Origin of the sequence: Chryseobacterium sp. MYb264 (assembly GCF_035974275.1) — a bacterium.
Classification (GTDB): domain Bacteria; phylum Bacteroidota; class Bacteroidia; order Flavobacteriales; family Weeksellaceae; genus Chryseobacterium.
This window is the reverse complement of the sequence record NZ_CP142422.1, coordinates 1149441-1172367: the sequence shown is the minus strand read 5'-3', so window position 1 is coordinate 1172367 and position 22927 is coordinate 1149441. Positions and strand designations below refer to the sequence as shown.

Sequence of the window (22927 nt, the reverse complement as noted above, 5' to 3'; positions counted from 1 at the left end):
TATTAATAAAAATACAAATGATATGAGTTTAGAAAAATTTTATGATCTAAGAGAAAATTTTATTATATTAGGATTAACAGGGAAGATGCAGGCTGGCGCCGATAAATTGGTAAATACTTTAAATGCTGCTACTCTTTCTAAAGAAAATAAAGATTTTTTAAATAAATTTCCAGCTAAGTATAAAATTATCAGTAACAGTGAAGCTTTAAAATATAAAAAAATTAAAGATTTCTATAATTACGAACAAAACTGGAAACAATTTCAGGTTATTGAATATAAGGATGTTGTTTTACTTTTTATTTTAGGAGAGTGCTATGATGATAATTTAGATAAATTTTCTAATAATATCTCAACTAAGATAATTGATTTGGGAACTAATGGTATAAATGAAAAATTAAGATTCGGCTCAACCAAAGGAATTGCTAATGGAAGTAAATATTTTATTGAAAATGAATTTAGAGATTCACTTCAAAAAGAGTTAGAAAAATTTGATTCAGAAATAATTAAATTATTTCATACTGATGATTTAGCATCTATGTTAAAGGGAAATAATATTTTTTTTTCAAATGAATATCAAACTTTTGCAAAATTCTTTTTTGATAAGCTTGATTCATTCAGTATTTACTTACGACATAAATTAATACATAATATATCTTATGTACTAAGAAGATTTGGGAGCTTAAATTTAATTGAAGAATTGTCTCAAGATAGCCAACCAGAACGATTAAAAGATATTTATATAATTGCAGAAGTAATTAATTCAATAATCAAGTCTCATAGAAATGACAATAATGGAAAAGCACATATAATTATTGATCGTCTAAAAAACTCTTATGAAATGCTTTATTTCAGAGAAAAGTATTCTGGATTTTATATGGTTTCACTTAATAGGGATGATCAATCTAGATATCAATCTATAAAAAGTAAAATTGATGAAATATCAAATCCACAAACAAGTACTGAAGACAATTTTAAATTAATTCAAGAATTAGATAAAACAGAATATTTAGTGTCTGAATTTAAAAAAGGTGAATTTGAGAGTTTTGATATTGAAAATTGTGTTCAAAAAGCTGATTATCACATATGGTATGATGAAAAATACTCTAATATTGAATTTTATAATGGCTTTATAAAAAAAGAGAACGATTTATTTTATTTGGATAAAAAATTAGAAAGAACTAATCAGTATTATGTTTACCAACCCTTGTTGATTCAGGTTCTTAAATTAACTGCATTAATTAAACTTCCAGGATTAATTACTCCTACTTATCCTGAGAGGATAATGCAAATTGCTTATAATGCTAAACTTAATTCCGGATGTATATCGAGACAGGTAGGTGCTGTTGTGACAGATAAAAATTTTTCTGTTAAAGGTATAGGTTGGAACGAAGTAGGAAACGGGCAAACGCCATGTTCAAGCAGGGACATTAGAGATTACGAAAGTTCTTCACTAAGTGATAATAATGGTTATACAAAATTTGAACTTGGGGAAAGTAATCATAAATATAAAGACGGTAAAAGTTTTCGGGATAAGATGTTAGAGGATATTAAGAAAGTTGAATCTGGCTTATATGATAATTTAAAAGGTCGTAGTTGTTCATTCTGTTTTAAATCACATCATAATGATTATGAAGCAAAAGATAATCAAGTTCATACAAGATCATTACATGCAGAGGAAAATGCAATGCTTCAAATTTCAAAATATGGTGGCCAACCACTTCAAGGTGGAAATTTATTCACAACTGCAAGTACTTGTGAGTTATGTGCTAAAAAGGCATACCAGCTAGGTGTAAAAAACATTTTTTATATAGATGTTTATCCTGGAATATCAAATGATCAGATTCTTAAAAACGGTACTAATATCCCAAATATATTTGCATTTCAAGGAGTGATAGGTCGTGGATTTAATAAATTGTATGAACCATTTATGTCGCAGAAGGACGAATTACATATTAGGACTCAATTCAAACCAACCATTACACAAAAAGAGCAAGCTTCACAAATTCAAAACATTATTGGATCAAGAATTAATGAAGATTCCCCAAGATTAAAGAAATATCTTAATGAAATACAGAATGATCCTGATATTATTGATAAAATGGTTCAGTTGATGGAAAATGGATTAAATAAATAATTTTTTTCAATTATTTAAAAGAGTAAAATTAAAAATAGTTTTGCTTATAATATGTGCCTTCAACTGGGTATAGATAACTTTTTAACTTTATAAACTAAATAAAAATAACCATGGAATTACAATTAAAAAATAAAATTGTAAACTTCTTAAAATTAGAATACTATTCATCGCTAATAAATTCAGAAGAATTTTATTTTCAAAAGGCTAAAGATGCATTAGATTATTTTTTGAATTTGGAAGTGACAGAGGAAACTAAAACTTTTCTTCTTACAAATAAAAAAGAGTATGATAAACTGAAACAACTTTTTGAAGATGATGGAGAATTTTTAGTTTTCGGAAAAGCCATATTGACAGTAATATCTTATTGTGACTCCAAAGCATTAAAGAAAAATGAGCTTAATCAGTATGATGATAAACGTGTATTAGCACTTGCATTTGTAAGAATGAATAATTGGATCGAACAATTGATCATTTACAAGTTTGAAGGGAGGCTAGAGACTGGCTCAATTAAAAATGCAGTCGAATATCTAATAAATCCCAAAGATAATTTTACGATGTTGAGTGAAAATCATAGAAGTCAGTTATCTTCAAAACTTTTTAACAAGAATTATGATAGAGTAACATTTAAAAATGATTTTCTCAATTTCTTCTCTCAATTTTCTATTGTGATAGTAAATCCTCAAAATCTTACTTACTTACTAACAAGAATTATCTATAACATAAGTTCAGAATGGAAAGAAAGTTTAGTTGGGATCATGGCTTCTGATAGTACGGGTTGGCTTTCTGATTTTAAAATGACGGATTCATATGATGTATTTTGGAACTCCAAAAAACCGTCTGGAACTACTGATACAATTAGACTTTTGAAAGAATGTATTATTGAGAATGGGCACTTCAAACTTTTTTACACGTCATTCTATAATGTACATTATATAGCAGAAGTTATAGATATTGTTGAAAGTGAAATGGAATATGTAAAAGCTGATTGGCAAAAAACTTTTGTAAAGAAATCAACATATCCTAATTTTATTGATTTACAAGATGATAATAAAGCTGCTAAAATAGTATTTCTGATCAATAAATTTTATCAAGTAGATCCCATTCCAATCTCTCAGTTTAAAATGTTTAAAAGTTATTCATACCCAAGACAGGATAACTTAACCCCAATTGAAAATTATATCACCAATTCTCAGAATAATGAAAATCTAAAAGTTGAAAAAATGAACCAATTACTCTATTATAAGAAACAAATCATCTTACAAGGTCCTCCGGGAACAGGTAAAACTAAATTAGCTAAAGAAATAGCTAGTACTTTAATTTCATCAAATGATAAATTGAAACAAAATTTAGCAACTGAAAATGTAATAGTAATTGATGAAAAGTTTGTAAAAAGTATTTTATCTATTGGTCAAGAAATTCAAGGTCGAAATGATATTTACGAGGTTGTTTCAATAGATGATAAAGGTGTTAATTTAAAAACATACAAAACAAAATTGCAAGGTTGGAAAGCTAGTTTTAAGATGATAATTGAATCTTATAATAAAAAGCTGTTTGAAAATGAAAGTAGAACAGGAAGAGGTGCTTATGAGGATGCTGTTGCGCTTTTAATAAATAATAAGTTTAAGAACAAGGAAGCCAAAATAAAATATAAGTATGAAGATTTTTGTCAACTTATTCAATTTCATCCAAGCTATACCTATGAAGATTTTGTGAGAGGAATTGTTGCAAAGCCAGATGAAGAAGGGGAAGGTGTTCTATATGAAGCAGAAAATAAAACTTTGGCTAAGTTTGCTAACGATGCGTTAAATGATTTTCATAATAACTATGTTTTGATTATTGATGAAATCAACCGTGCTAATCTCTCCTCAGTTTTAGGAGAGTTAATTTACGCGTTAGAATACCGCGGTGAAGAAGTAGAAAGTATGTATAAGGTAGATGGCTCTCAAAAACTAATTCTCCCTCCTAATCTATATATTATTGGAACAATGAATACAGCAGACAGAAGTGTGGGGCATATAGATTATGCTATTAGAAGGCGATTTGCGTTTGTAGATATTTTGCCTAAAGAACTACAAGATAATGATGAAATCTATTTTAATACAATTGATTTTAGAAAAGTTTGCGAGCTTTTTAATGAAACTAATGTAAGTAAGGAATTTGAAATTGATGCAGTTCAACTTGGTCACAGTTATTTTATTGTAAAAAAGGAGGATGCAAAAGATGAAACAACAAGAGATGAGCTATTTAAAATGAAAATGGAATATGAAGTAAAGCCTATTCTATTGGAATATGAGAGAGATGGAATCTTAATAGGCAAGTATGAAGAAAAATCGATTAAGGATTATATAAAATCTCTGTAATGGGTATCTTTTTAAAAGAGCATAGTTTCTATAATCTGACTATCACAAAAGATAAGGTAGCTTTTGATGAGTGTAAAGAAAAATTTCTGTTACACAAATCGGAAGAAAGGGTAGAATTAACAAGTCGCAAATTTAAAACTGAGCGTGGGAAAGATTACTATTGTTTTTCCTGCAATATCTCGGAAAATGAGGTTGTTTTAAACTCTAATTACTTTGTTGGTTTAGACTGGTTGAATGCTGACCGGTTTATTCATGTTGAACCCAAACTTAATATTAGTATTACCGATTTTTTTGATAAAGCGATTAAGGATGAAAATGAAAATATCTCAGCCCATGAAATTGAAAGTTTTAATAATGAGGCAATAAAAAAAATAAAAGCCCAATGTTCGTTCAAAGAAGTCAATGTCATTGCAATGTTGATGAAGATTATGTCCCACAATGAGGTGGCAAAAGAAACGGATAAATTATTGCTGATTGATTGGGAAGCCCCTGAAATTGATATTGATCAAAAACAAGACTTGCTTACTCCATTCTTAGTAGTAAAGTTTCTGAATTTTTTAAAAGATATTGTAAGAAAAGGTTTGAAAAAATCATATTACAAAGTTCAGGAAAACCTCAGAAATCGAGTAAAAGGTAAAATTTTGGTTGGTCAGCAAATCAAACAGAACGTTTTTAAAAACCGTTTCACAAATACTGTTTGTGAGTATGAGGTTTTCGGAGAAGATTCTGTTGAAAACCGTTTTCTGAAAAAAGTATTTTTATTCTGTACGCAGTACGTTGAAAATAACGAGTATTATTTCAAGAGTAAAAATGATATTTCGGGCATTGTTAACTTCATCCGTCCGGCTTTTGAACATATAGGTTCAGAGGCTTACATGCAGGATATTAAATATCTAAAATACAATCCTTTTTTCAAAGAATATAAAGAAGCCATTAAAATAGGTCAGCAGATTTTAAAACGATTTTCATACAATATTACCAAAACGACAGCAGAAAAAATTTCGACACCTCCGTTTTGGATAGATATGCCTAAAATGTTTGAATTATATGTCTATGCAAAACTACTAGCAGATAATCCTGATCTCAATATTAAAAATCTGAATTATCAGTTTTCTACACACGGTAATTCACTTGATTTTCTTATTTGTACAGACGACAAAAAAATTGTTGTTGATACTAAATATAAGCTGAAGTACAATTACAGTCAAATTCATGAAGATATTAGACAGGTCGCTGGTTATGCAAGATTGAATAAGGTAAAAAATAAACAACCTATTATTATTGACAATGAAATATCTTGTTTAATTATATATCCCAAAGAAGCTTATCAAAATTCAATAGATTGTGATTTGTCAATTAATAACTTGATAATAGATAATAATAAAATTAATGCATATCATGAGGTTTATAAAATTGGGATTGATTTACCTTTTATAGATTCTATAAGCTAACGATAATAATATGTAAATCCTGAGATAAACTCTCAGGATTTTATATATAACTCTCAATTCAAAAATTCCGCTCCCTTCACCCTCACACAATACTCACTTCCAAGATAGAGAGGATCCCCATGCTTCTCAGACCAAAAACCATCCAATACATCTTTACTTAAACAGCGGTATACAGCAACCCCTTTATAGATGTTGTGATCTTCGCCCTCATAATTAAAGTTGATGACTAAAATCTCGTCTTTAAAAAATCCGGTGCCATTTTGGATATGGTCACCGATAATCCATTGGGCGATAATGCGGGCGTTTTCATCGAGGGATAAAGTTAAAATGCCATGATAAGTCGGCTCATCAGATGCTTCCTGATTGCTGCCTTCAATAGAATACGTTCCTATAAGATCGTGTATTGTCATGAGTTTTTATGTTGTGGGACAGCAAATTTACAAACTTTAAAGCGTGAGAATAGGGAGACGAGCATATTTTTTAGCATTCTTTTTTGTATTAGATTTGCGGTGATGGTATATGTATTATTAATTGTCAATCTTATAGCTTTCACGGTGTATGGATTGGACAAATGGAAAGCGGTAAAACACAAAAGAAGAATATCAGAATCTTTCTTACTGACGATCACGTTTTTGGGTGGAACAGTGGGAGCACTTGTAGCGATGCTGATGTTCAGACATAAGGTCTCGAAGAAATCTTTTTTATGGAAGTTTGGACTGGTTTTGATCGTACAGTTAGTAGCGATTATCTATTTCCTGAAAACTCAAAAATAAACAAAAGCCCTACCAATCATGGTAAGGCTTGCCAAAAATACCTTTAAGGTAAAATTTCATTATAATAAATGGGTATATCTTTATTCTTATCATAGCCCATGATGATGATCTTGTATTTTTTAGATTCGTCATTATTAAAGAACTGTACATTGGCAGGTTCCTTAGGCTGAGCCTGAAGAAAAGGATTCCAGTACAGAACGCTGCGAAGATCCTGAGAGATATTCTGGAAACTTTCACTGCTATACTCCGGAGTAATGAAGGGAACTTCTTTATCAAAACCTGTTAAGGTAATCTGCTTCAGTTGGGTAGGAGCGTAGGGGTCTGATATCGTACCGGAAGCACCACCACGTCTGGTATAGATGGCAATAGCTCCGTTTCCGCCTCCAAAGCTGCCGACAAAATTTCCCCTGATTACTTTTACCATCGCAATTTCTGAGGTCGACAGCGAGGTGATCATGGATGGCTCCACTCTCATTTCATCCAGAAAGATATCGATGGTGCCTCCGCGAAACTTGGGAATATAATTTCCCATGCTAAATTCCATGGTGAGTCCCGCCACTCTTCCCTGAAGCCATTGCAGGATATTGGTTGATCCCATGGCACTGTTGTTATCATTCAGGAGGTCAAACACCACTTCGTTTCCGCTTCTGAAAAGGGGACTGCTCAGTTCGTCGTTTAATTTTTTTGTTTTATCCTTTCGTTGGCCTTTCAGCTTTACTTCTTCAATAAGGGTTGCCTTTTCATTAACGGTGCTCTGCATTTTCCTGGTCGCAATATATCGCTGTACCGTCGTATCGGGTTGGTCTTCCGGAAGACGCGGACTTACCATATAGTTCGTTTCGGGAAGAGTTCCTCTGAAAGGGACGAATGAATAATTGGGCTGAAAGATCACCTGTACCTGTTCTTTGGGGATCTTTTTCTGTTCGTTGAGCTGATAGGAGAATTGAATGCTGTCTTCAAATAAAAGTCCGTTTAATACAAAAAATCCATTAGCATCTGTTTTCACCTGATGAAGCCGTGTACTGGAATCTCCAGTTTTAAAAATGAGGTTAAGATCTGTATTGGGAGCGGGAACACCTTGTATGGTCACCTTTCCTTTATACGAAATATAGGATTGTGGCTGATTCCTGATAATGGGGTAGGTTCCGCTCATAATGGTTCTCCAGTCGAATCTCTTCCATTTTTCTGTGATCAGCAGGGCATCTAAGGCTTCTGGATTAAGATTTTTACTGAAATACTGAGAAGGACGGTGGATGACAGAGTGAAGATCTCCGGTTAACCATAAAGTACTGAGCAGACTGTTTTCATCTTCTGTACTTTCCGTTTTATCATCTGCGACAAGCACCGTATAGTTGGTTTCTTCTGTTTGTGAGGGTAGTACAAAAGAATTGGATTTTCGGGGCGAAGTATTCAGTGATAATGATTGAATCTCCGGTTTTTTTGTTTTTATCACTCCGGGCTGAACAAAACAAAGCCTTTGGGCAACGATATTTTCCTGGTCATCAAATACCGTAAACTGCAAAATACCGTTGATTAGCTGATCTGTCGGAATTCCGTAGATTTTATCCTTTTTGGCGGTCAGTTGAAATGCCATACGACCATCCAAAGTTCCAATGACCTTATATGATTTTTCCGGATCGATATTTTTATATTTCAGAGAAAATTTGATGGCATCATCACCGTTGATGACATTCACATGGATGCCAGTATCTGCTGATAGGGGCAGGTCTACTGTTTCTTTCTTTCCCTTGGCATCTTCAACAATCATCTGATATTGAACTCCCGCATCAGGAACCAGTGAAAACGAACCTACGTTTTCATCATAGCCTTTGAAAGAAGTTATTTTCACCTCAGGATTTTTCTTATCGATAATATAGCCACTCCAGTCACTTCCTATAGAGCCTGCGGACAGTATGCGCACCGCAAATTGGGTGTTAATTCCGCTGATAAAGGTTCCGCCTTCAGGAAAAACGGCAGCCTTCCATCTTGAGTTACTGTCAATACTCACCTTTTCAGAAGAAGACGGGTTATATACAACAACAGGTCGTAATGCCTGAAAGTCTTCACTGAAATTGGTCATCCACGTGGTATAGGCTCTCACATAATAAACGCCTTCTTTTAAATTTTCAGGTAGAGAAAAACTTCCGCTGCCTTCTCCACTCATCAGAGGAATGAGTTTTTTACTGATTTGTGTTTTATTGCGGTCATAAAGCTCTACAAATAGAGAAGTCGAAATTGTGGACGGGCTGTATCCTTCAAAAACAAAGCCTTTAAACCATAAGTTTTCTCCCGCCAGATAGCTGGTTTTACTGAAAGTGAGATGCACTTTTTCCTGTGGATATTTTTGAGAAAAGATTTCTAAAGCCTGTTCAGCTTTGTTTTGAGCATGAAAACTGACTGTTCCGAGCAGTAATAATGGTAATAGTTTTTTGATCATACAAAATAATTATCTGTGTTTATTGACGACGGATAAAATTACGTTTTTTACTGCAAAAGATACCAATTTTTAAACCGGATAAATATCTTCCTCTTCGATATATGATCATCTGCAAAGGATAAGGTGAGCCGTGTCGAAGGAGCGCTGATGTAAATATAGGGAGGCTGACGTATTTTTTTTCTAATTATTGAATATAAGACGAATGTGTTTAATGAAAATGCGTTAATAATATTTAATTATAATTGAATTTAATTCAGTGTATTGTCTTTAATGTAATTAATAATCTATATTTAAACTGAATTAAAAAATAAACACATCAACAGAATGAAAAATATATATTTTCGATACCGGATCTAAACACAGCTTTAGAATTTGTCCTTTAAATTGTAGCCCCAAATGATGGTAACCTTCAATGTCTTGGGAGGGAAGCTTATACCGCTAAAAACGCATTTGTTTCTTTCGCCATGGCAGAATGTAATATTTTAAATAAATAATGGTCTTCTGTAAGGTGAAAATAAAAATTAGCACTGTGCACCTGACCATTCCCCCTAGCATATTAATCTATTAACCAACAGACACTATGAAAAAACTTTATGCGAGCGCCCTTACAATAGCGGCATTTCTGGGTGTATCGGCTCAGGAAATTCTCTGGCAGAAAGAGATAATCTCCTCGACTCAGGATTTTCTAAGCCAGATTACAACAACTATAGATGGTCAGTACCTGATCTCGGGAAGCATTATTCAGCCTGATCATCAGCTGAAAACGGAAAATCGGGCATCTTCGGGATACGATATCCGCCTGATGAAACTGAGTCCTCAGGGTGAAAAAAAATGGGAGAAATTTTTTTCCGGAAACGGGCATGATTATGTGGCTTCCACAATAGCGACCCGAGAAGGTGGTTTTTTGATAAGTGGTACTACGTATTCATCCATCGGTCTGGATAAAAAGGAGGATTCCAAAGGGGGATCAGATATAATTTTATTAAAAATTAATGAATTTGGAGATGAATTATGGCAAAAAACCATCGGCTCAGCATCGGATGAAGAGGCGCGCGCGGTGATTCAGACCACAGATCTAGGGTTTATGGTAGCCGGAAATGTTCAAAACTCAGAGAAAGGATATGGTTCTAAGGATGTTCTCATCATCAAACTGGATAAAAACGGAAAGGAATTATCTCAATTGATCATTGGCGGAAAAGGGCTGGACGAAGTGGAAAAAATGATTCCCACGAAAGATGGCGGAGCATTGCTAGGAATTTATTCGAGAAGTGGAGCCAACGGCTCCAAAAAAACGGAAAACTTTGGCGAAGGAGATTATTGGGTCGTAAAAATAGATGCAAAAAATCAAATCGAGTGGGAAAAGAACTTTGGAGGCAAAGGTGATGATCATTTAAGGACCCTTTCACTGACTTCTTCAGGTTACTTAGTTGGCGGCGAATCTCGCTCAGAAAGATCCGGAAATAAAACCGTTGGACTGGAAGAAGGCACAGATATATGGTTGATTTCTTTAAATGGAAGAGGCGAACAAATCTGGCAAAAATCTTACAATTTCAAAAACAGAGATGTTTTGATGGGAATGAGTACCATAAATTCTTCGGATGACAAGTCTAAAGGTTTTTTGCTGGGTGGTTACACTCAGGCTGAAGGCAGAATGGAGGCTGATGATGAAACTTTCTGGATGCTGTACCTGGATTCAAACGGTAATGAGCAGTGGCGAAAACACGTCAAAGGGGAATCCAGAAAGCGTGAAGAAAGGCTTTCTGATATAAAACTGAACAGAGATGGTTCGATTATTCTGGCTGGAACGAGCGCGGAAGAACTTGGCAAAGAGAATTGGAAAATCGTAAAACTGGGTGATAAACAAATCGATCAGCTGATTGAAAAACAGAATATTAAGATTTATCCGAATCCTGTTTCAGATTATGCGTATGTGGAAATCGGATATGATTTCCAGGAAGCTGAAATTAATGTGTTTGATATGAGCGGAAGACAACTGCAAAGTCTAAAAACAAAGAATAAGGTGACGAAGATTAATACGCAACCTATGATTCAGGGAGCGTATCTGGTGACCATAAAAACGGATGAGAATAAAACGGCGAATGCTAAATTGATTAAGAAATAAAATAATAATGAAAAAATATATAAAGAATAAAATAGTAGCATCTATACTAACACTCACTGCTCCATTTTATTTTGGACAGACTAATATACCTGTTATAAAATCCCCTCAAACCTATAATATAGAAAAATTTGGAAATATTCCTGTGAGTCTGAATACAGGGAGTGTTTCTTATGATATTAATCTTTTTAATTATAATGATATTTATGGAGGAAATGGATATGATATTGGTCTTAGATACTATGGAACAGGTTTTGTTCCCTCTAAAAAATCTAATTATACAGGATTAGATTGGTCCTTAGATATTGGTGGAGCCATCAGCCGAGAAGTAAGAGGAGTTGCTGATGATTTTTTTCCAGAATATAGTCCATCATCAAATAGTCTCTATGGATATTTAGAAGGAATGAGGGTGTGTAACAAAACTAATAGCGATATATATAACGGAAATTTTAATGGACTTGTAGAAGGAAAAGGAAGTATAGGTATTAAATGTGGAACTTACAGTTATGAAATTGAACCGGATAAATTTAGTTTTAATTTCATGGGTAATACCGGGTATTTCTTTATTGGAAATGATTTGAAACCAATTATTATTTCCGACAATAAAAATCTGAAAATTGATATCTCTCAGTTGTCATCTAAGCAACCTCTTCACTCATCCTTAGCAAATGGGTCAAAATGTTTGACAAAGCCTAGTACTATAACTATTACTGATGAAAAAGGGATAATATATTATTTTGGTGGAAATTATGAAAATCTTGATATTTCCTATAATCTTCAGGCTGGTGCTCCTAATAATTTAAGTAGATTTACCATTACAGCATGGAATCTTTATAAAATAGAATATCCTAACTCTAGGACTATAGAAATTAAATATAAGTCAGATGCAATAAACGCTGTAGATAGAAACTTTTGTGTAAATGCTGCTGATGTTCAAAATCTAAAAGAACCTTTCCAATTAATGCTTGACCATAATATGTTCTTCAAGCAACAAATTACTGCTACAAATGGAAGTTTTAATTTAGGCAATCTGAATTATACTGGTGCAGTATATTGGGGGAATTCGACTAGCTCGGGTAGTGACCTTGTAGAAGGACGTTCAGGAACTAAAAAAAGTTTTCCAAATTCTGTATTGTTAGATGGAAAAACAATATTGACTTTTAATTACCAGCGATATGAAAAGTATGCACCAATTCAGGCGATTCCTTCGTGGAAGCTTAAGAATATTACTTTTTATGATACAGCCGGAAATAATGTAGTAAAAGAAGTAAGTCTTGATTATTATAGAAATAAAGATTATTTCTTCTTAAATAACCTTAAAATGTTTAGGAAAAGTTCTGCATCACAAGATTTTTTTCAGGAATATACATTTGATTACTATAATATCGATGATTTACCGTATGAAAATGATGGAAAGATAGACTATTGGGGGTATTTCAACAATAGACCGATGTATAAGTTAATACCCAATTTTACATTAGATAAAAGTACCGGCGATTACACCATTACGGATAATACAAGGGAACCTAATGCAGATGTATGCTCTTTAAGTTTAATTAAAACAATTACTTATCCTACTAAAGGAAAAAGTGAGTTTATTTATGAGCCTCATCATTACAGTAAAAAAGTAGATCGAAATTCTGCATCCCAATTCAAAAATGTCTTAGTTAATGCTCAGGGTGCTGTAGGAGGCGGACGTATTAAACAGATTATTAACTATTCTAACGATGGAACCCAGATTGGCAACAAAGAATATAAATATATATCCGATTATTCTCCTCATGTAAATAATAACTTATCTAGTGGAATTATGACTAGTTATTATAGGAATATTGATTATCTAATAACAAAAGTTGCGTCTAACGTAAGTGCGTTTCACAGTGAAACGTTAAGATTGTATTCAGATAATATCGTAGAAGTTGCGTTGAATTCTTTTCCGATTCAATATACAGAAGTGACTGAGATTGATAATAATAAAGGATATACAAAATATTATTTTACTGATTATAATACTTATCCTGATTCTCCGGATTATAAAAAAGTTCATAATAACAGAACGAATACCGATAGTGAGTTTATATCCTATGCGCCTAATAATATAGAGAATTTTAATTTACCTTACAGATCAAATAATTATAAAAGAGGAAAATTGTATAAGCAGGAAATATATGACCAAAATTTCATGAAATTAAAATCATCTATAACTGATTTTACTGATATTTCTGAAACAATTCCTAACAATTATGCAACCTATGCAACAGATCGAGCAATGTCGAAGTTCTTTTTTAAACTTTACGGAGGCTCTTTCTCACCAAGTAAAACCATTTCTGAAGATATTTTTAATAATAATTTGATTACTTCTAAATCTGAATATTTTTATCAATCGGTAAATGGACTAAATCTTTCAAGGGTGAAAGATATTCATAGTAATGGAGTAATAAGTGAAACCGCTTACCAATACGCTCACGAAAAAAGCAACCAGCTGATGATCGATAAAAATATGATCGGCATCCCGTTGGAAACTACCGCTACACAAACGATTGGTACAAATACTAAAACATTATCAAGATCAGAAACGATTTATCCGCTCAATCAGTCGGAAGCCAATACGAAATCATCAGGTTTGGTTTTACCTTTATCAGTAAAATCATATGATCTTCAAAATACAGCCACTACAGAAGTTGCGTATAATCAATACGATGATAAGGGTAACCTACAGCAGTATACTACCAACTCAGGAATCACTGTGGCTATTGTTTGGGGCTACAACCAGACTCAGCCTATTGCTAAGATTGAAGGCGCAACGTACGCTCAGGTTCAAAGTTTAGCGGCGGCTATTATCACCGCCTCTGATACAGATGCCGCAGCTGCTTCCAATAATGACGAAACAGATCTTTTAAATGCTTTAAAAACCTTCAGAGCAGGTTTACCAAATTATCAAGTCACCACTTACACCTACGACCCTTTAATCGGTGTTCGCAGCATCACCCCGCCATCAGGCATCAGAGAAGTGTATTTATATGATAAGGCCAATCGATTGATGGAAATTAGAGAGCAGAACCAGACCGGTAAATTATTAAAAGAATTCAAATACAACTATAAAAACTAATATTCGATGAAAAAAATATTAATCCCTATAAGTGCATTGCTGATTTCAGGCTTTGCAGAGGCTCAAGTGAGCCAGACAGAAAATTATGTTTCTTCGAAAACGTATTTGGATTATAATGGAACAACGCCTTCCAAAACCGCAGAAACTGTACAGTATTTTGATGGTTTAGGCAGACCCAAACAAGTAGTAAACGTAAAAGCTTCTCCATTGGGCAGAGATGTTGTGACGCCTATTGAGTATGACGGTTTTGGCAGGCAGGTGAAAGATTATCTTCCGATTCCTCAGGGAAATACGCTGAACGGAGCCATGGTTCCTACTCCGCTGGGAAATTCCTCTACAATATATGGAGGTGAAAAAATCTATGCAGAAAAAGTGTTGGAAAATTCACCTTTAGATAGAATTCAGCAGCAGCTTCAGGTGGGTAATGATTGGAGTACCAAGCCTGTGAAGTTCGATTATGAAGCGAATGCTGCGGGAGAAGTGAAAAAATATGTGGCCACCTTTAATTATACAACTTTTACTTCAAGTATTACTTTGTCAGGATCTTATGGTGCTGCACAGTTGTACAAAAACACGGTGACGGATGAAGATGGAAACAAAACGATTGAGTTTAAAAACGGTCAGGGACAGACTTTACTGGTAAGAAAAATAAATGGAACTGAAAATGTCGACACGTATTATGTGTACAATGACTATAACCAGCTGGCGTATGTAATTTCACCTCTAGCGGCTGTTTCAGGAGCTACTGATGAAGCTACCCTCAATAACCTTTGCTACCAATATAAATACGATGGCAGAAACCGTTTGGTAGAAAAGAAGCTTCCCGGTAAAGGCTGGGAGTATATGGTGTATGATAAACAGGATCGGTTGGTCTTAACACAGGATGCCAATTTAAGAGAAAAAAATCAATGGCTTTTTACCAAATATGATCAGTTTTCAAGACCTGTTTATACGGGAATATCATATAGTGCTTCAGGAAGAATTCAGCATGTCGCGGCTGTTGAAAGCTTTGGCTCTGCGAACGAGTCAAGAACATCTGCAAGCTGGAACAGTAACGGAATAGATGTGTATTACACTAAAAGTGGTGCCTATCCCAATCAGTCTAATTTTACTATTTTGACGGTTAATTATTATGATGCTTATTTTACAGGCGACCCTTTTCCGTCGAAAGTATGGAATCAGGATGTTTTACCCTCCAGCCCTCAGCAATATGACAGAAGCACGAAAGGTCTCCCGGTGATTAAACTGGTGAAAAATATTGAGGATGACGGCTGGACAAAAACCTATTTCTACTATGACCTGAAAGGACGGCCTATCAGGGAATACATTTTTAATCACCTGGGAGGATATACCAATGTAGAAAGACAGCTTGATTTTTCGGGGAATATACAGATTGTTTCTACTCAGCATAAAAGACTGGCCACCGATGCGGAAAAGTTAATTATCGAAAGTTTTGAGTATGACCATCAGAATCGTTTATTGGTTCATAAACACAAGGTGGATAGCCAGCCTGAGGAGATTTTAGCCCAAAATAAATACAACGAGCTTTCGCAGCTTGAAAATAAGAAAGTGGGCGGAACGAATGCTGCCTCGCCGCTTCAAAGTATTGATTACGCCTATAATATCCGGGGATGGATGACAGCTATTAACCCTAATCAAATGACGGTTCCTGATTTGGGAGGAAAACTATTTTCTTACAAAATAAAATACAATCATAAAGAAGGAATCAGCTATCCCAATCCAGTATTTGCAGCATTGGAGGTAAAGCCTAAATACAACGGGAACATTACTGAGGTAGACTGGCGGTCTGTAGGAAATATTGGAAATAATCCCTCTATTACTCCCAAAAGATATGGTTATGTTTATGATGGTTTAAACCGATTAATGGCAGGATATTATCAAAATCCGAATAATGCCTACAGCGGTGAAAATATAGAATCTCTGTTATATGATCTGAACGGGAATATTACCAGCCTGTACAGAACATCGGTAGTAGAAAATACGAATAGTATCACACCGACTACTATTGATAATCTGGCGTATTCTTATATAGGAAATAGGGTCAATACCATTACTGACAGCTCCAATAATCCTACAGGATACGAAGGAGGCGGTCAGACCATAACCTACGATCTGAACGGGAATATGAAAAGTATGCCGGATAAGCAAATTACGGCAATAAGTTATAATTATCTTAATTTACCTAACAGTATCGTGCTTCAGGGCTTTAGATCAAATACTCATCATTTATATAATGCAAACGGAATAAAATTACATAAACGTATTATGGAAACTAATGATGGTATCAATGGGTCTGTTTTTACGACTGTTGATACTGACTATTTGGATGGTTTCCAATACGTTCATAAAGAAGAGTCTGGATCAGGTTCTCCGGGGGATGGGGGAACTCCGATTGGTGGAGAGCTTATTGAAGCCTTATCGTCTCCTCTGAGAAGAGCCATGGAAGTACAAGCTTTTTCTCCTGAAGCAAAGAATATATTATCTCCATCATCCTCTTCAGACCTACAATTTTTTCCGACAGCAGAAGGTTTTTACGATTATCAGAAAAAACAATATATTTATCAGTATAAAGATCATTTAGGAAATGTAAGGGTAAGTTTTGGGAAAAATACCCAGTCTCAAGCCCTGGAGATTACAGATATGAATGATTATTATCCTTTCGGAATGAATCATTTAAAAACGGGAACGGCTATGTTTGGGCAGAGTTCGTATAAGAATTATAAGTACAATGGGAAGGAGTTGCAAGAGACCGGGATGTATGATTATGGAGCGAGATTGTATATGAGTGATATTGGAAGATGGGGTGTATTAGACAATTACAGTGAAAATTATTTCCCTACATCTCCATATAGTTATGTAGCAAATAATCCAATTAAATTTATTGATGTAAATGGAGAATGGATATATATAAATGATCAAGATGGAACACAATATAGATATCATAACGGAGCTACTCAGCATCAAGTTGATGGAAAATGGGCGAATGTAGATGCTTCCACTAAATTATCAGATTATGTTTTGCAAACAGTCTCTGGACTTAACCATCTAGACAAAAGTACTTCTATAGGGAATACAATGATTGGATATTTTGATCAAGCACAAGGTAAAGATGGTAAAATGAGAGACATTAACTTTGATTATACTACTGGAGGGTCAAAAATAAAACATGGAATAAGTAATATTGTTGAATTGAATATTTCATCAAGTGACGGTAGTTGGACAACTTCAGGAAAAGATATTAAATATTCTCCTTTATATACTACAATAGCACATGAAATGGGACATGTTTATGGATATTTTGCTTTAGGAGAACGTGCAACATCTGATACTAGATTTGGGCCTCATGCCACTACAGCAGAAATTTATGGTAGTCATGTTGAAAATATTGTAAGATCAGAAACAGGACTTCCGCTAAGGACACACTATAGATCAAATAAAGACGGTACTGGATATGCATATCCAGGGAACGGAAGTAGATTAATAGATAATGCAGGGAGTAGTATTTATTATAATTCCGATGGAACTCAGATATCACCTATTCCAAGTAATAAAGATGTACTGAATGTAAATAACACTATTTTGCAAAATAAATATAACTATCATGGTGCTGCAGCCTATTATCATTGGAAAAGATTTAAAACTAGAGGTCAATAATAAGTTTAAATTATAGTATGAAAAAAATTATTTTATTAATAAGTATTATTTTGTTTTGTTCTTGTCATTCTCAGAAGAAAATGTCTCTTCGACAGATGAATGATTATCTGTTAAAAAATAATAAAGTAGACTTTGGTAGTTTAGAGCCTATCGAATTAAAGGGAATGAAAGATGCTTTAACAAAGTATAGATTGTTAGCTGCTCAATCTTGCCATATTAATTTTAATAAAAAATATTCGCAGATTTATATAGAAGATGGTTTTCAAGATCAAGATGCTGTATATAATGGAATTATTATTATCGATAATAAAGATGTTTGCGAAATGACAACGAGTAATTATAAATTAAAAATTGATAGTCTATCATATAATAAAATAGAAGATGGCAATTTTGTATTATTTACGAAAGAAATTTCCATGGAAACTTTTAAGAAAAAAAATCTTAATGAGTATTTTCGATATGAACTAGTAATTCAAAATAAAACAGATAGTTTAAAAGAATGTTTATTGATAGACGAGTATACACCTAAACCAATTATCTCAACAAATAGTTATTATTTTTTAAATGGGAAAGTAAATAGCTATGAGACCATTAAAATAAATTATATTGATATTAGAAATGGTATTGAAGGTATACCATATTTTAAAGAAGCTAAAAAACAAGAATTTACAAAGTGTATAAATAAGTTAGATATATTGAAAATAAATACCTCATCAAAATAGTAAAAACTCGAGTAATACTTTAAATAAAAACCCTTTGTGATTTTGCAGAGGGTTTGTTTAGAAAAATGATCAGTATATCTTGGAGTTGGGAAATACCTAAACTATAGTTAATAATGCGAGTTTCTATAAAAAATATTTTTTTCTTTAAATCAATAGATAATGGAATGGATTCTTTAATTATAGACTCAAATTATATTTTAAATAATAAACAGAATAATGGATATACCTATAGATATATTTTACAGCTAAAAAATGAAAAAAAACTACAAGCTAAAAGTTTTACACAGGCTAAATACAATCCGTTGCAAGATATTACTTATGTGTCATTAATTGTTAATCAAAAACTAAAAAAAAATATCGAATTTGCTCAGGTGAAATGGTAGAGTTATAAAAGTTTCCTTATGAATCTATAAAATAAAACTAGGAGTAATAAAGGTTAAATTTTTATCATTAATATTAAATAATTTACTATTCAATTTTGTAAAGTCATAAAAAGACTTAAAACTAGAGGTCAATAATAAGTTTAAATTATAGTATGAAAAAAATTATTTTATTAATAAGTATTATGTTGTTTTATTCTTGCCATTCTCAGAAGAAAATGTCTCTTCGACAGATGAATGAGAGTTTATTAAGCGATAAAAATTATTTTACATATAGTGATTCAGCCACAACAAAAATACTTACAGAAGGATATAAGATTTTTAGGTTGCTGGGAGCAAAGTCCCTCAATATAAATCCTGACAAAAAATATTCGCAAATTTATATAGAAGACGGCTTTCATGATGAAGAGGGCTTTTATAATGGGATTATTATTATAGATAATAAAGATATTTGTGAGATTACAACAAGTCCTTATAAATTACACCAAGACAGTCTTTCATATACCAAAGTAAAAGAGAAAAATGAAATTATTTTCTATACAAAAAAACTTTCTATGGAAGACTTTAAAAACATTTATTCAGATGAATATTTTAGATATAAATTAATCACTCAAGAGAAAGTTAATGCATTTGAAAAATGCTTGGCAATCGATCAATATACACCAAAGTCAATTGTGTATGCTCGAAATTATTACTTCTCAGGAAAAGGAGTTAAAGATTATAAATTGCCAATTAAGTATAGTGATATTAAAAATGGTATTGAAGGATTACCTTATTTTAAGGAAGATAAGAAAAAAGAATTTATAGAATGCATAAATAAGTTAGATATATTGAAAATAAATAGTCAATCAAAATAGTAATAACCTCATATCGCGGATGTGTATTACTTTAAATAAAAACCCCCGCTGCCGCACGAATCCTTTCGTGTGGCATTTTTATTATCCAATAATTTCTTAAAAGTTTTTATCTTTATAAAAATATAATGATGAGTCATCATTATAAGTTTTACAATCCTTGGGGTATATTTCATAAGTTTTGCTAAATATTTTAAATGATTTTGGTTATTAAACCACACGATGCAATCGTGCGGCAGCGAGGGATAGCCAGCCTGAGGAGATTTTAGCCCAAAATAAATACAACGAGCTTTCGCAGCTTGAAAATAAGAAAGTGGGCGGAACGAATGCTGCCTCGCCGCTTCAAAGTATTGATTACGCCTATAATATCCGGGGATGGATGACCAGGATTAATGATCCTAAGAATCTGAACGGGAAATTGTTTGGGTACGAAATAAAATATGCAGACCCTGATCCTATTGCAGGATATTCATTCGCCAGGTTTAACGGAAATATATCGCAAGTGAACTGGAAAGCGGCAAGCGATGGAGTTCTAAAAAATTATTCTTATCAATATGATGGGCTTAACCGACTTATTTACGGAGCTTATATTGAACCATTGGCAGCAACGCCAGTGAATGAATTTTATAGTGAGGCCCCGCAATATGATCTCAATGGAAACATCGTCCATTTGAATAGGAATACAAAACATACGACCAATGGAGTTGCTATGCTGATTGATAACCTTGATTACAGCTATGTTGGAAACCGTTTGATTTCTGTAAAAGATATTTCACAAAATTCTCTCGGGTATCCTTATTTAGCCACCCCAAATCAAATTGAGTATGATGATAATGGGAATATCAAGGTTCATAAAGATAAAATGATAAATGAAATTGTCTACAACTATTTAAATTTACCATCCAGCATCAATATGCTTCAAAGAAAAGGCTTGGGCAGTTTTGAGGGAAATATGATCACTCATAAATATCGATCAGATGGAGTAAAATTGGAGAAGACCGTTAGTTTTGTCAATCCTTACACTGCCGATTTAACCTATGTAGAGTATTTGGATGGCTTTCAATATGAACGAAAATACAATAAGTCCAATACCGCACAGCAGGGAAGTGATTCCGGATATGTGCTTCAGTTTGTTCCTAATTCTGAAGGGTATTTCGATTTTGTAAAAAATAAGTATATTTACAACTATACCGATCATTTAGGAAATGTGAGAATGAGCTATCTTAACAATGGCAGCGGCATAGAAGTTCTTGATGAAAGTAACTATTATCCTTTTGGATTAATGCATATAAGATCAAGTTTTTCATCAGGAATGTTGAGCTATACTTATCGCTATAATGGGAAGGAGCTGCAACGGGAGACGGGCATGTATGATTATGGCGCAAGATTTTATATGCCGGACTTGGGAAGATGGGGCGTTGTGGATAATATGTCCGAAAAATATAATCCTATGTCTCCTTATAACTATGCTATTAATAATCCAATCAATGTAATTGACCCAGATGGTAATGATATTTATTTACTCACTTGGTTTTCTACTGATAAAAATGGAGGTGAAACTGGACACGCAGGAGTCGCAATCGATAACTATAAAACTGTTGCGAAGAAAGATAAGAATGGGAATGCTATTTTAGATAAAAATGGAAAACCAGTGACAGAACAAGTTAAAGATGGGACATTTACTTATTATGATTTATGGCCAAATGATCCCGTTGGAAAGACAGAGATGCAAAGTAATGTAGATGCTGACTATAGTAAAGGTATTAAAATCAATAGCTTAAGTGATTTAATGAGTAAAGATCCTACAACTCATAGAAGTGGAAACGTCGATGCCGAAGGAAGGTCAGCTGATGGAATTGTTAAAATCCCGACAACTCCTCAACAAGATGCAATAGCTAAAAGTACGGCAAAAGCAGAAATTAATGCCAATAAAGATTATAATGCTTGCACGAATAACTGTTCTACTTTTTCTCAAAGAGTTATTAACTCTGCTATTAATCCAGGCATTAATGCTTCACAGACAGTAACTCCTACAGGAATGTTGGCTAGATGGCCTTTAAGTTATAAGCCAACTAGTGTTGTGGCTCCAAATAATCTTTATAATTCTGCTTTGAAAATTAAAGGTGCAACAAATATCAAAGGACCTTCTTCAGTAACCGCTAAACCATACTTACAATATTTTGGAAAATAGAATATTAATCAGTTTTTTGTTTTTATTATTAAATATGTCTTGCCAAAAAAAAGAGAATAATAATAGTAATAATGAACCTCTTATTGCAGTGATAAAATTAAATTCAGCAGAAGAAATCAAAAACTTCAAAGAGGCACTTAATTATTTAGACGTTGATAAGGTTTATTCTAAATATTCTAAACCTGTTGGAATGACTCCTGAAGAGTATTGGAAAGAGGTAGTTAATGCCTCTTATCAATTTAGTAGAGATAAAAAATTTACAAATGTTTTTAAGTATTATGACTATAATATAATAACTAAAAAAAGAAATGAGAATGAATGCTTAATAAGCTTTATTCCACACAAAAAGGGTTCAAAGTCAATCATATACACATTGAATTTAAAAAATGGAAAATGGAAAATTGTAAATATAGATTATACCCCATAACGTAAACAGAGTAGTTCCCCCCGCTGCCGCACGAATCCTTTCGTGTGGCATTTTTATTATCCAATAATTTCTTAAAAGTTTTTATCTTTATAAAAATATAATGATGAGTCATCATTATAAGTTTTACAATCCTTGGGGTATATTTCATAAGTTTTGCTAAATATTTTAAATGATTTTGGTTATTAAACCACACGATGCAATCGTGCGGCAGCGAGGGGGAAATACTACAATTTACCTCAATCAGTTTTTACAAATAAGCAAAATTGGGCAAATGGTAATTTTATATTTAATACTG

General features: G+C 33.2%; 14 protein-coding genes. 12 read left to right on the top strand and 2 right to left on the bottom strand.

Annotated features, from left to right (window positions below; translation table 11 throughout):
• Positions 1 to 22 precede the first annotated feature (22 nt).
• The 3 genes from VUJ46_RS05150 (at position 23) to VUJ46_RS05140 (ending at position 5945) form a co-directional block, all read left to right on the top strand.
• Entirely contained in the window at positions 23 to 2134 is a 2112-nt protein-coding gene (locus tag VUJ46_RS05150) for a hypothetical protein (protein ID WP_326983930.1), read from the top strand.
• Positions 2135 to 2244: 110 nt separating this feature from the next.
• The gene (locus tag VUJ46_RS05145) at positions 2245 to 4494 is read left to right on the top strand and encodes an AAA family ATPase (RefSeq protein ID WP_326983929.1); all 2250 of its coding nucleotides are present in this window, start codon (positions 2245 to 2247) and stop codon (positions 4492 to 4494) included.
• Positions 4494 to 5945 (top strand): 5-methylcytosine restriction system specificity protein McrC, encoded by a 1452-nt coding sequence (locus tag VUJ46_RS05140; RefSeq protein ID WP_326983928.1) that lies wholly within the window; start codon positions 4494 to 4496, stop codon positions 5943 to 5945. The genes VUJ46_RS05145 and VUJ46_RS05140 overlap by 1 nt, the downstream gene beginning before the upstream one ends.
• A gap of 53 nt (positions 5946 to 5998) precedes the next feature.
• Here the strand turns inward: VUJ46_RS05140 and VUJ46_RS05135 are convergent, their stop codons facing one another.
• Entirely contained in the window at positions 5999 to 6355 is a 357-nt protein-coding gene (locus VUJ46_RS05135; protein WP_326983927.1) for a hypothetical protein, read from the bottom strand.
• Positions 6356 to 6457: 102 nt separating this feature from the next.
• Here VUJ46_RS05135 and VUJ46_RS05130 point away from each other — a divergent pair, with 102 nt between their 5' ends.
• On the top strand, positions 6458 to 6718 hold the full coding sequence (locus VUJ46_RS05130) for a DUF1294 domain-containing protein (protein ID WP_326983926.1): 261 nt from the start codon (positions 6458 to 6460) through the stop codon (positions 6716 to 6718).
• 43 nt (positions 6719 to 6761) lie between these two features.
• On the opposite strand, the gene VUJ46_RS05125 is transcribed toward VUJ46_RS05130, so the two are convergent.
• Positions 6762 to 9155: a hypothetical protein gene (locus VUJ46_RS05125; protein ID WP_326983925.1), complete on the bottom strand. Its 2394-nt coding sequence runs from the start codon at positions 9153 to 9155 to the stop codon at positions 6762 to 6764.
• Between the two features lie 580 nt (positions 9156 to 9735).
• On the opposite strand from VUJ46_RS05125, the gene VUJ46_RS05120 reads away from it, so the two are divergent.
• The 8 genes from VUJ46_RS05120 to VUJ46_RS05085 all read left to right on the top strand — a co-directional run bounded on the left by VUJ46_RS05120 (position 9736) and on the right by VUJ46_RS05085 (position 22632).
• Entirely contained in the window at positions 9736 to 11277 is a 1542-nt protein-coding gene (locus VUJ46_RS05120) for a T9SS type A sorting domain-containing protein (protein ID WP_326983924.1), read from the top strand.
• A gap of 7 nt (positions 11278 to 11284) precedes the next feature.
• Complete coding sequence (locus tag VUJ46_RS05115) at positions 11285 to 14383, top strand: hypothetical protein (protein ID WP_326983923.1); 3099 nt, start codon at positions 11285 to 11287, stop codon at positions 14381 to 14383.
• A gap of 6 nt (positions 14384 to 14389) precedes the next feature.
• Positions 14390 to 18058 (top strand): DUF6443 domain-containing protein, encoded by a 3669-nt coding sequence (locus VUJ46_RS05110; protein ID WP_326983922.1) that lies wholly within the window; start codon positions 14390 to 14392, stop codon positions 18056 to 18058.
• 17 nt (positions 18059 to 18075) lie between these two features.
• Positions 18076 to 18780 (top strand): hypothetical protein, encoded by a 705-nt coding sequence (locus VUJ46_RS05105; RefSeq protein WP_326983921.1) that lies wholly within the window; start codon positions 18076 to 18078, stop codon positions 18778 to 18780.
• A 164-nt stretch (positions 18781 to 18944) separates the two neighbouring features.
• A complete protein-coding gene (locus VUJ46_RS05100; RefSeq protein WP_326983920.1) occupies positions 18945 to 19163 on the top strand; it encodes a hypothetical protein in 219 nt (72 codons plus the stop codon).
• Positions 19164 to 19315: 152 nt separating this feature from the next.
• The gene (locus VUJ46_RS05095) at positions 19316 to 20017 is read left to right on the top strand and encodes a hypothetical protein (RefSeq protein WP_326983919.1); all 702 of its coding nucleotides are present in this window, start codon (positions 19316 to 19318) and stop codon (positions 20015 to 20017) included.
• 310 nt (positions 20018 to 20327) lie between these two features.
• On the top strand, positions 20328 to 22205 hold the full coding sequence (locus VUJ46_RS05090) for an RHS repeat-associated core domain-containing protein (RefSeq protein ID WP_326983918.1): 1878 nt from the start codon (positions 20328 to 20330) through the stop codon (positions 22203 to 22205).
• Positions 22195 to 22632, top strand: a complete 438-nt coding sequence (locus tag VUJ46_RS05085) for a hypothetical protein (protein WP_326983917.1) — start codon at positions 22195 to 22197, stop codon at positions 22630 to 22632. The genes VUJ46_RS05090 and VUJ46_RS05085 overlap by 11 nt, the downstream gene beginning before the upstream one ends.
• The last annotated feature ends 295 nt before the right edge of the window (positions 22633 to 22927 follow it).

Excerpts from the sequence above, each read along its gene's own strand:
- VUJ46_RS05150 (WP_326983930.1), top strand. The coding sequence starts at position 23 with ATGAGTTTAGAAAAATTTTATGATCTAAGAGAAAATTTTATTATATTA.
- VUJ46_RS05145 (WP_326983929.1), top strand. The coding sequence starts at position 2,245 with ATGGAATTACAATTAAAAAATAAAATTGTAAACTTCTTAAAATTAGAA.
- VUJ46_RS05140 (WP_326983928.1), top strand. The coding sequence starts at position 4,494 with ATGGGTATCTTTTTAAAAGAGCATAGTTTCTATAATCTGACTATCACA.
- VUJ46_RS05135 (WP_326983927.1), bottom strand. The coding sequence starts at position 6,355 with ATGACAATACACGATCTTATAGGAACGTATTCTATTGAAGGCAGCAAT.
- VUJ46_RS05130 (WP_326983926.1), top strand. The coding sequence starts at position 6,458 with ATGGTATATGTATTATTAATTGTCAATCTTATAGCTTTCACGGTGTAT.
- VUJ46_RS05125 (WP_326983925.1), bottom strand. The coding sequence starts at position 9,155 with ATGATCAAAAAACTATTACCATTATTACTGCTCGGAACAGTCAGTTTT.
- VUJ46_RS05120 (WP_326983924.1), top strand. The coding sequence starts at position 9,736 with ATGAAAAAACTTTATGCGAGCGCCCTTACAATAGCGGCATTTCTGGGT.
- VUJ46_RS05115 (WP_326983923.1), top strand. The coding sequence starts at position 11,285 with ATGAAAAAATATATAAAGAATAAAATAGTAGCATCTATACTAACACTC.
- VUJ46_RS05110 (WP_326983922.1), top strand. The coding sequence starts at position 14,390 with ATGAAAAAAATATTAATCCCTATAAGTGCATTGCTGATTTCAGGCTTT.
- VUJ46_RS05105 (WP_326983921.1), top strand. The coding sequence starts at position 18,076 with ATGAAAAAAATTATTTTATTAATAAGTATTATTTTGTTTTGTTCTTGT.
- VUJ46_RS05100 (WP_326983920.1), top strand. The coding sequence starts at position 18,945 with ATGGATTCTTTAATTATAGACTCAAATTATATTTTAAATAATAAACAG.
- VUJ46_RS05095 (WP_326983919.1), top strand. The coding sequence starts at position 19,316 with ATGAAAAAAATTATTTTATTAATAAGTATTATGTTGTTTTATTCTTGC.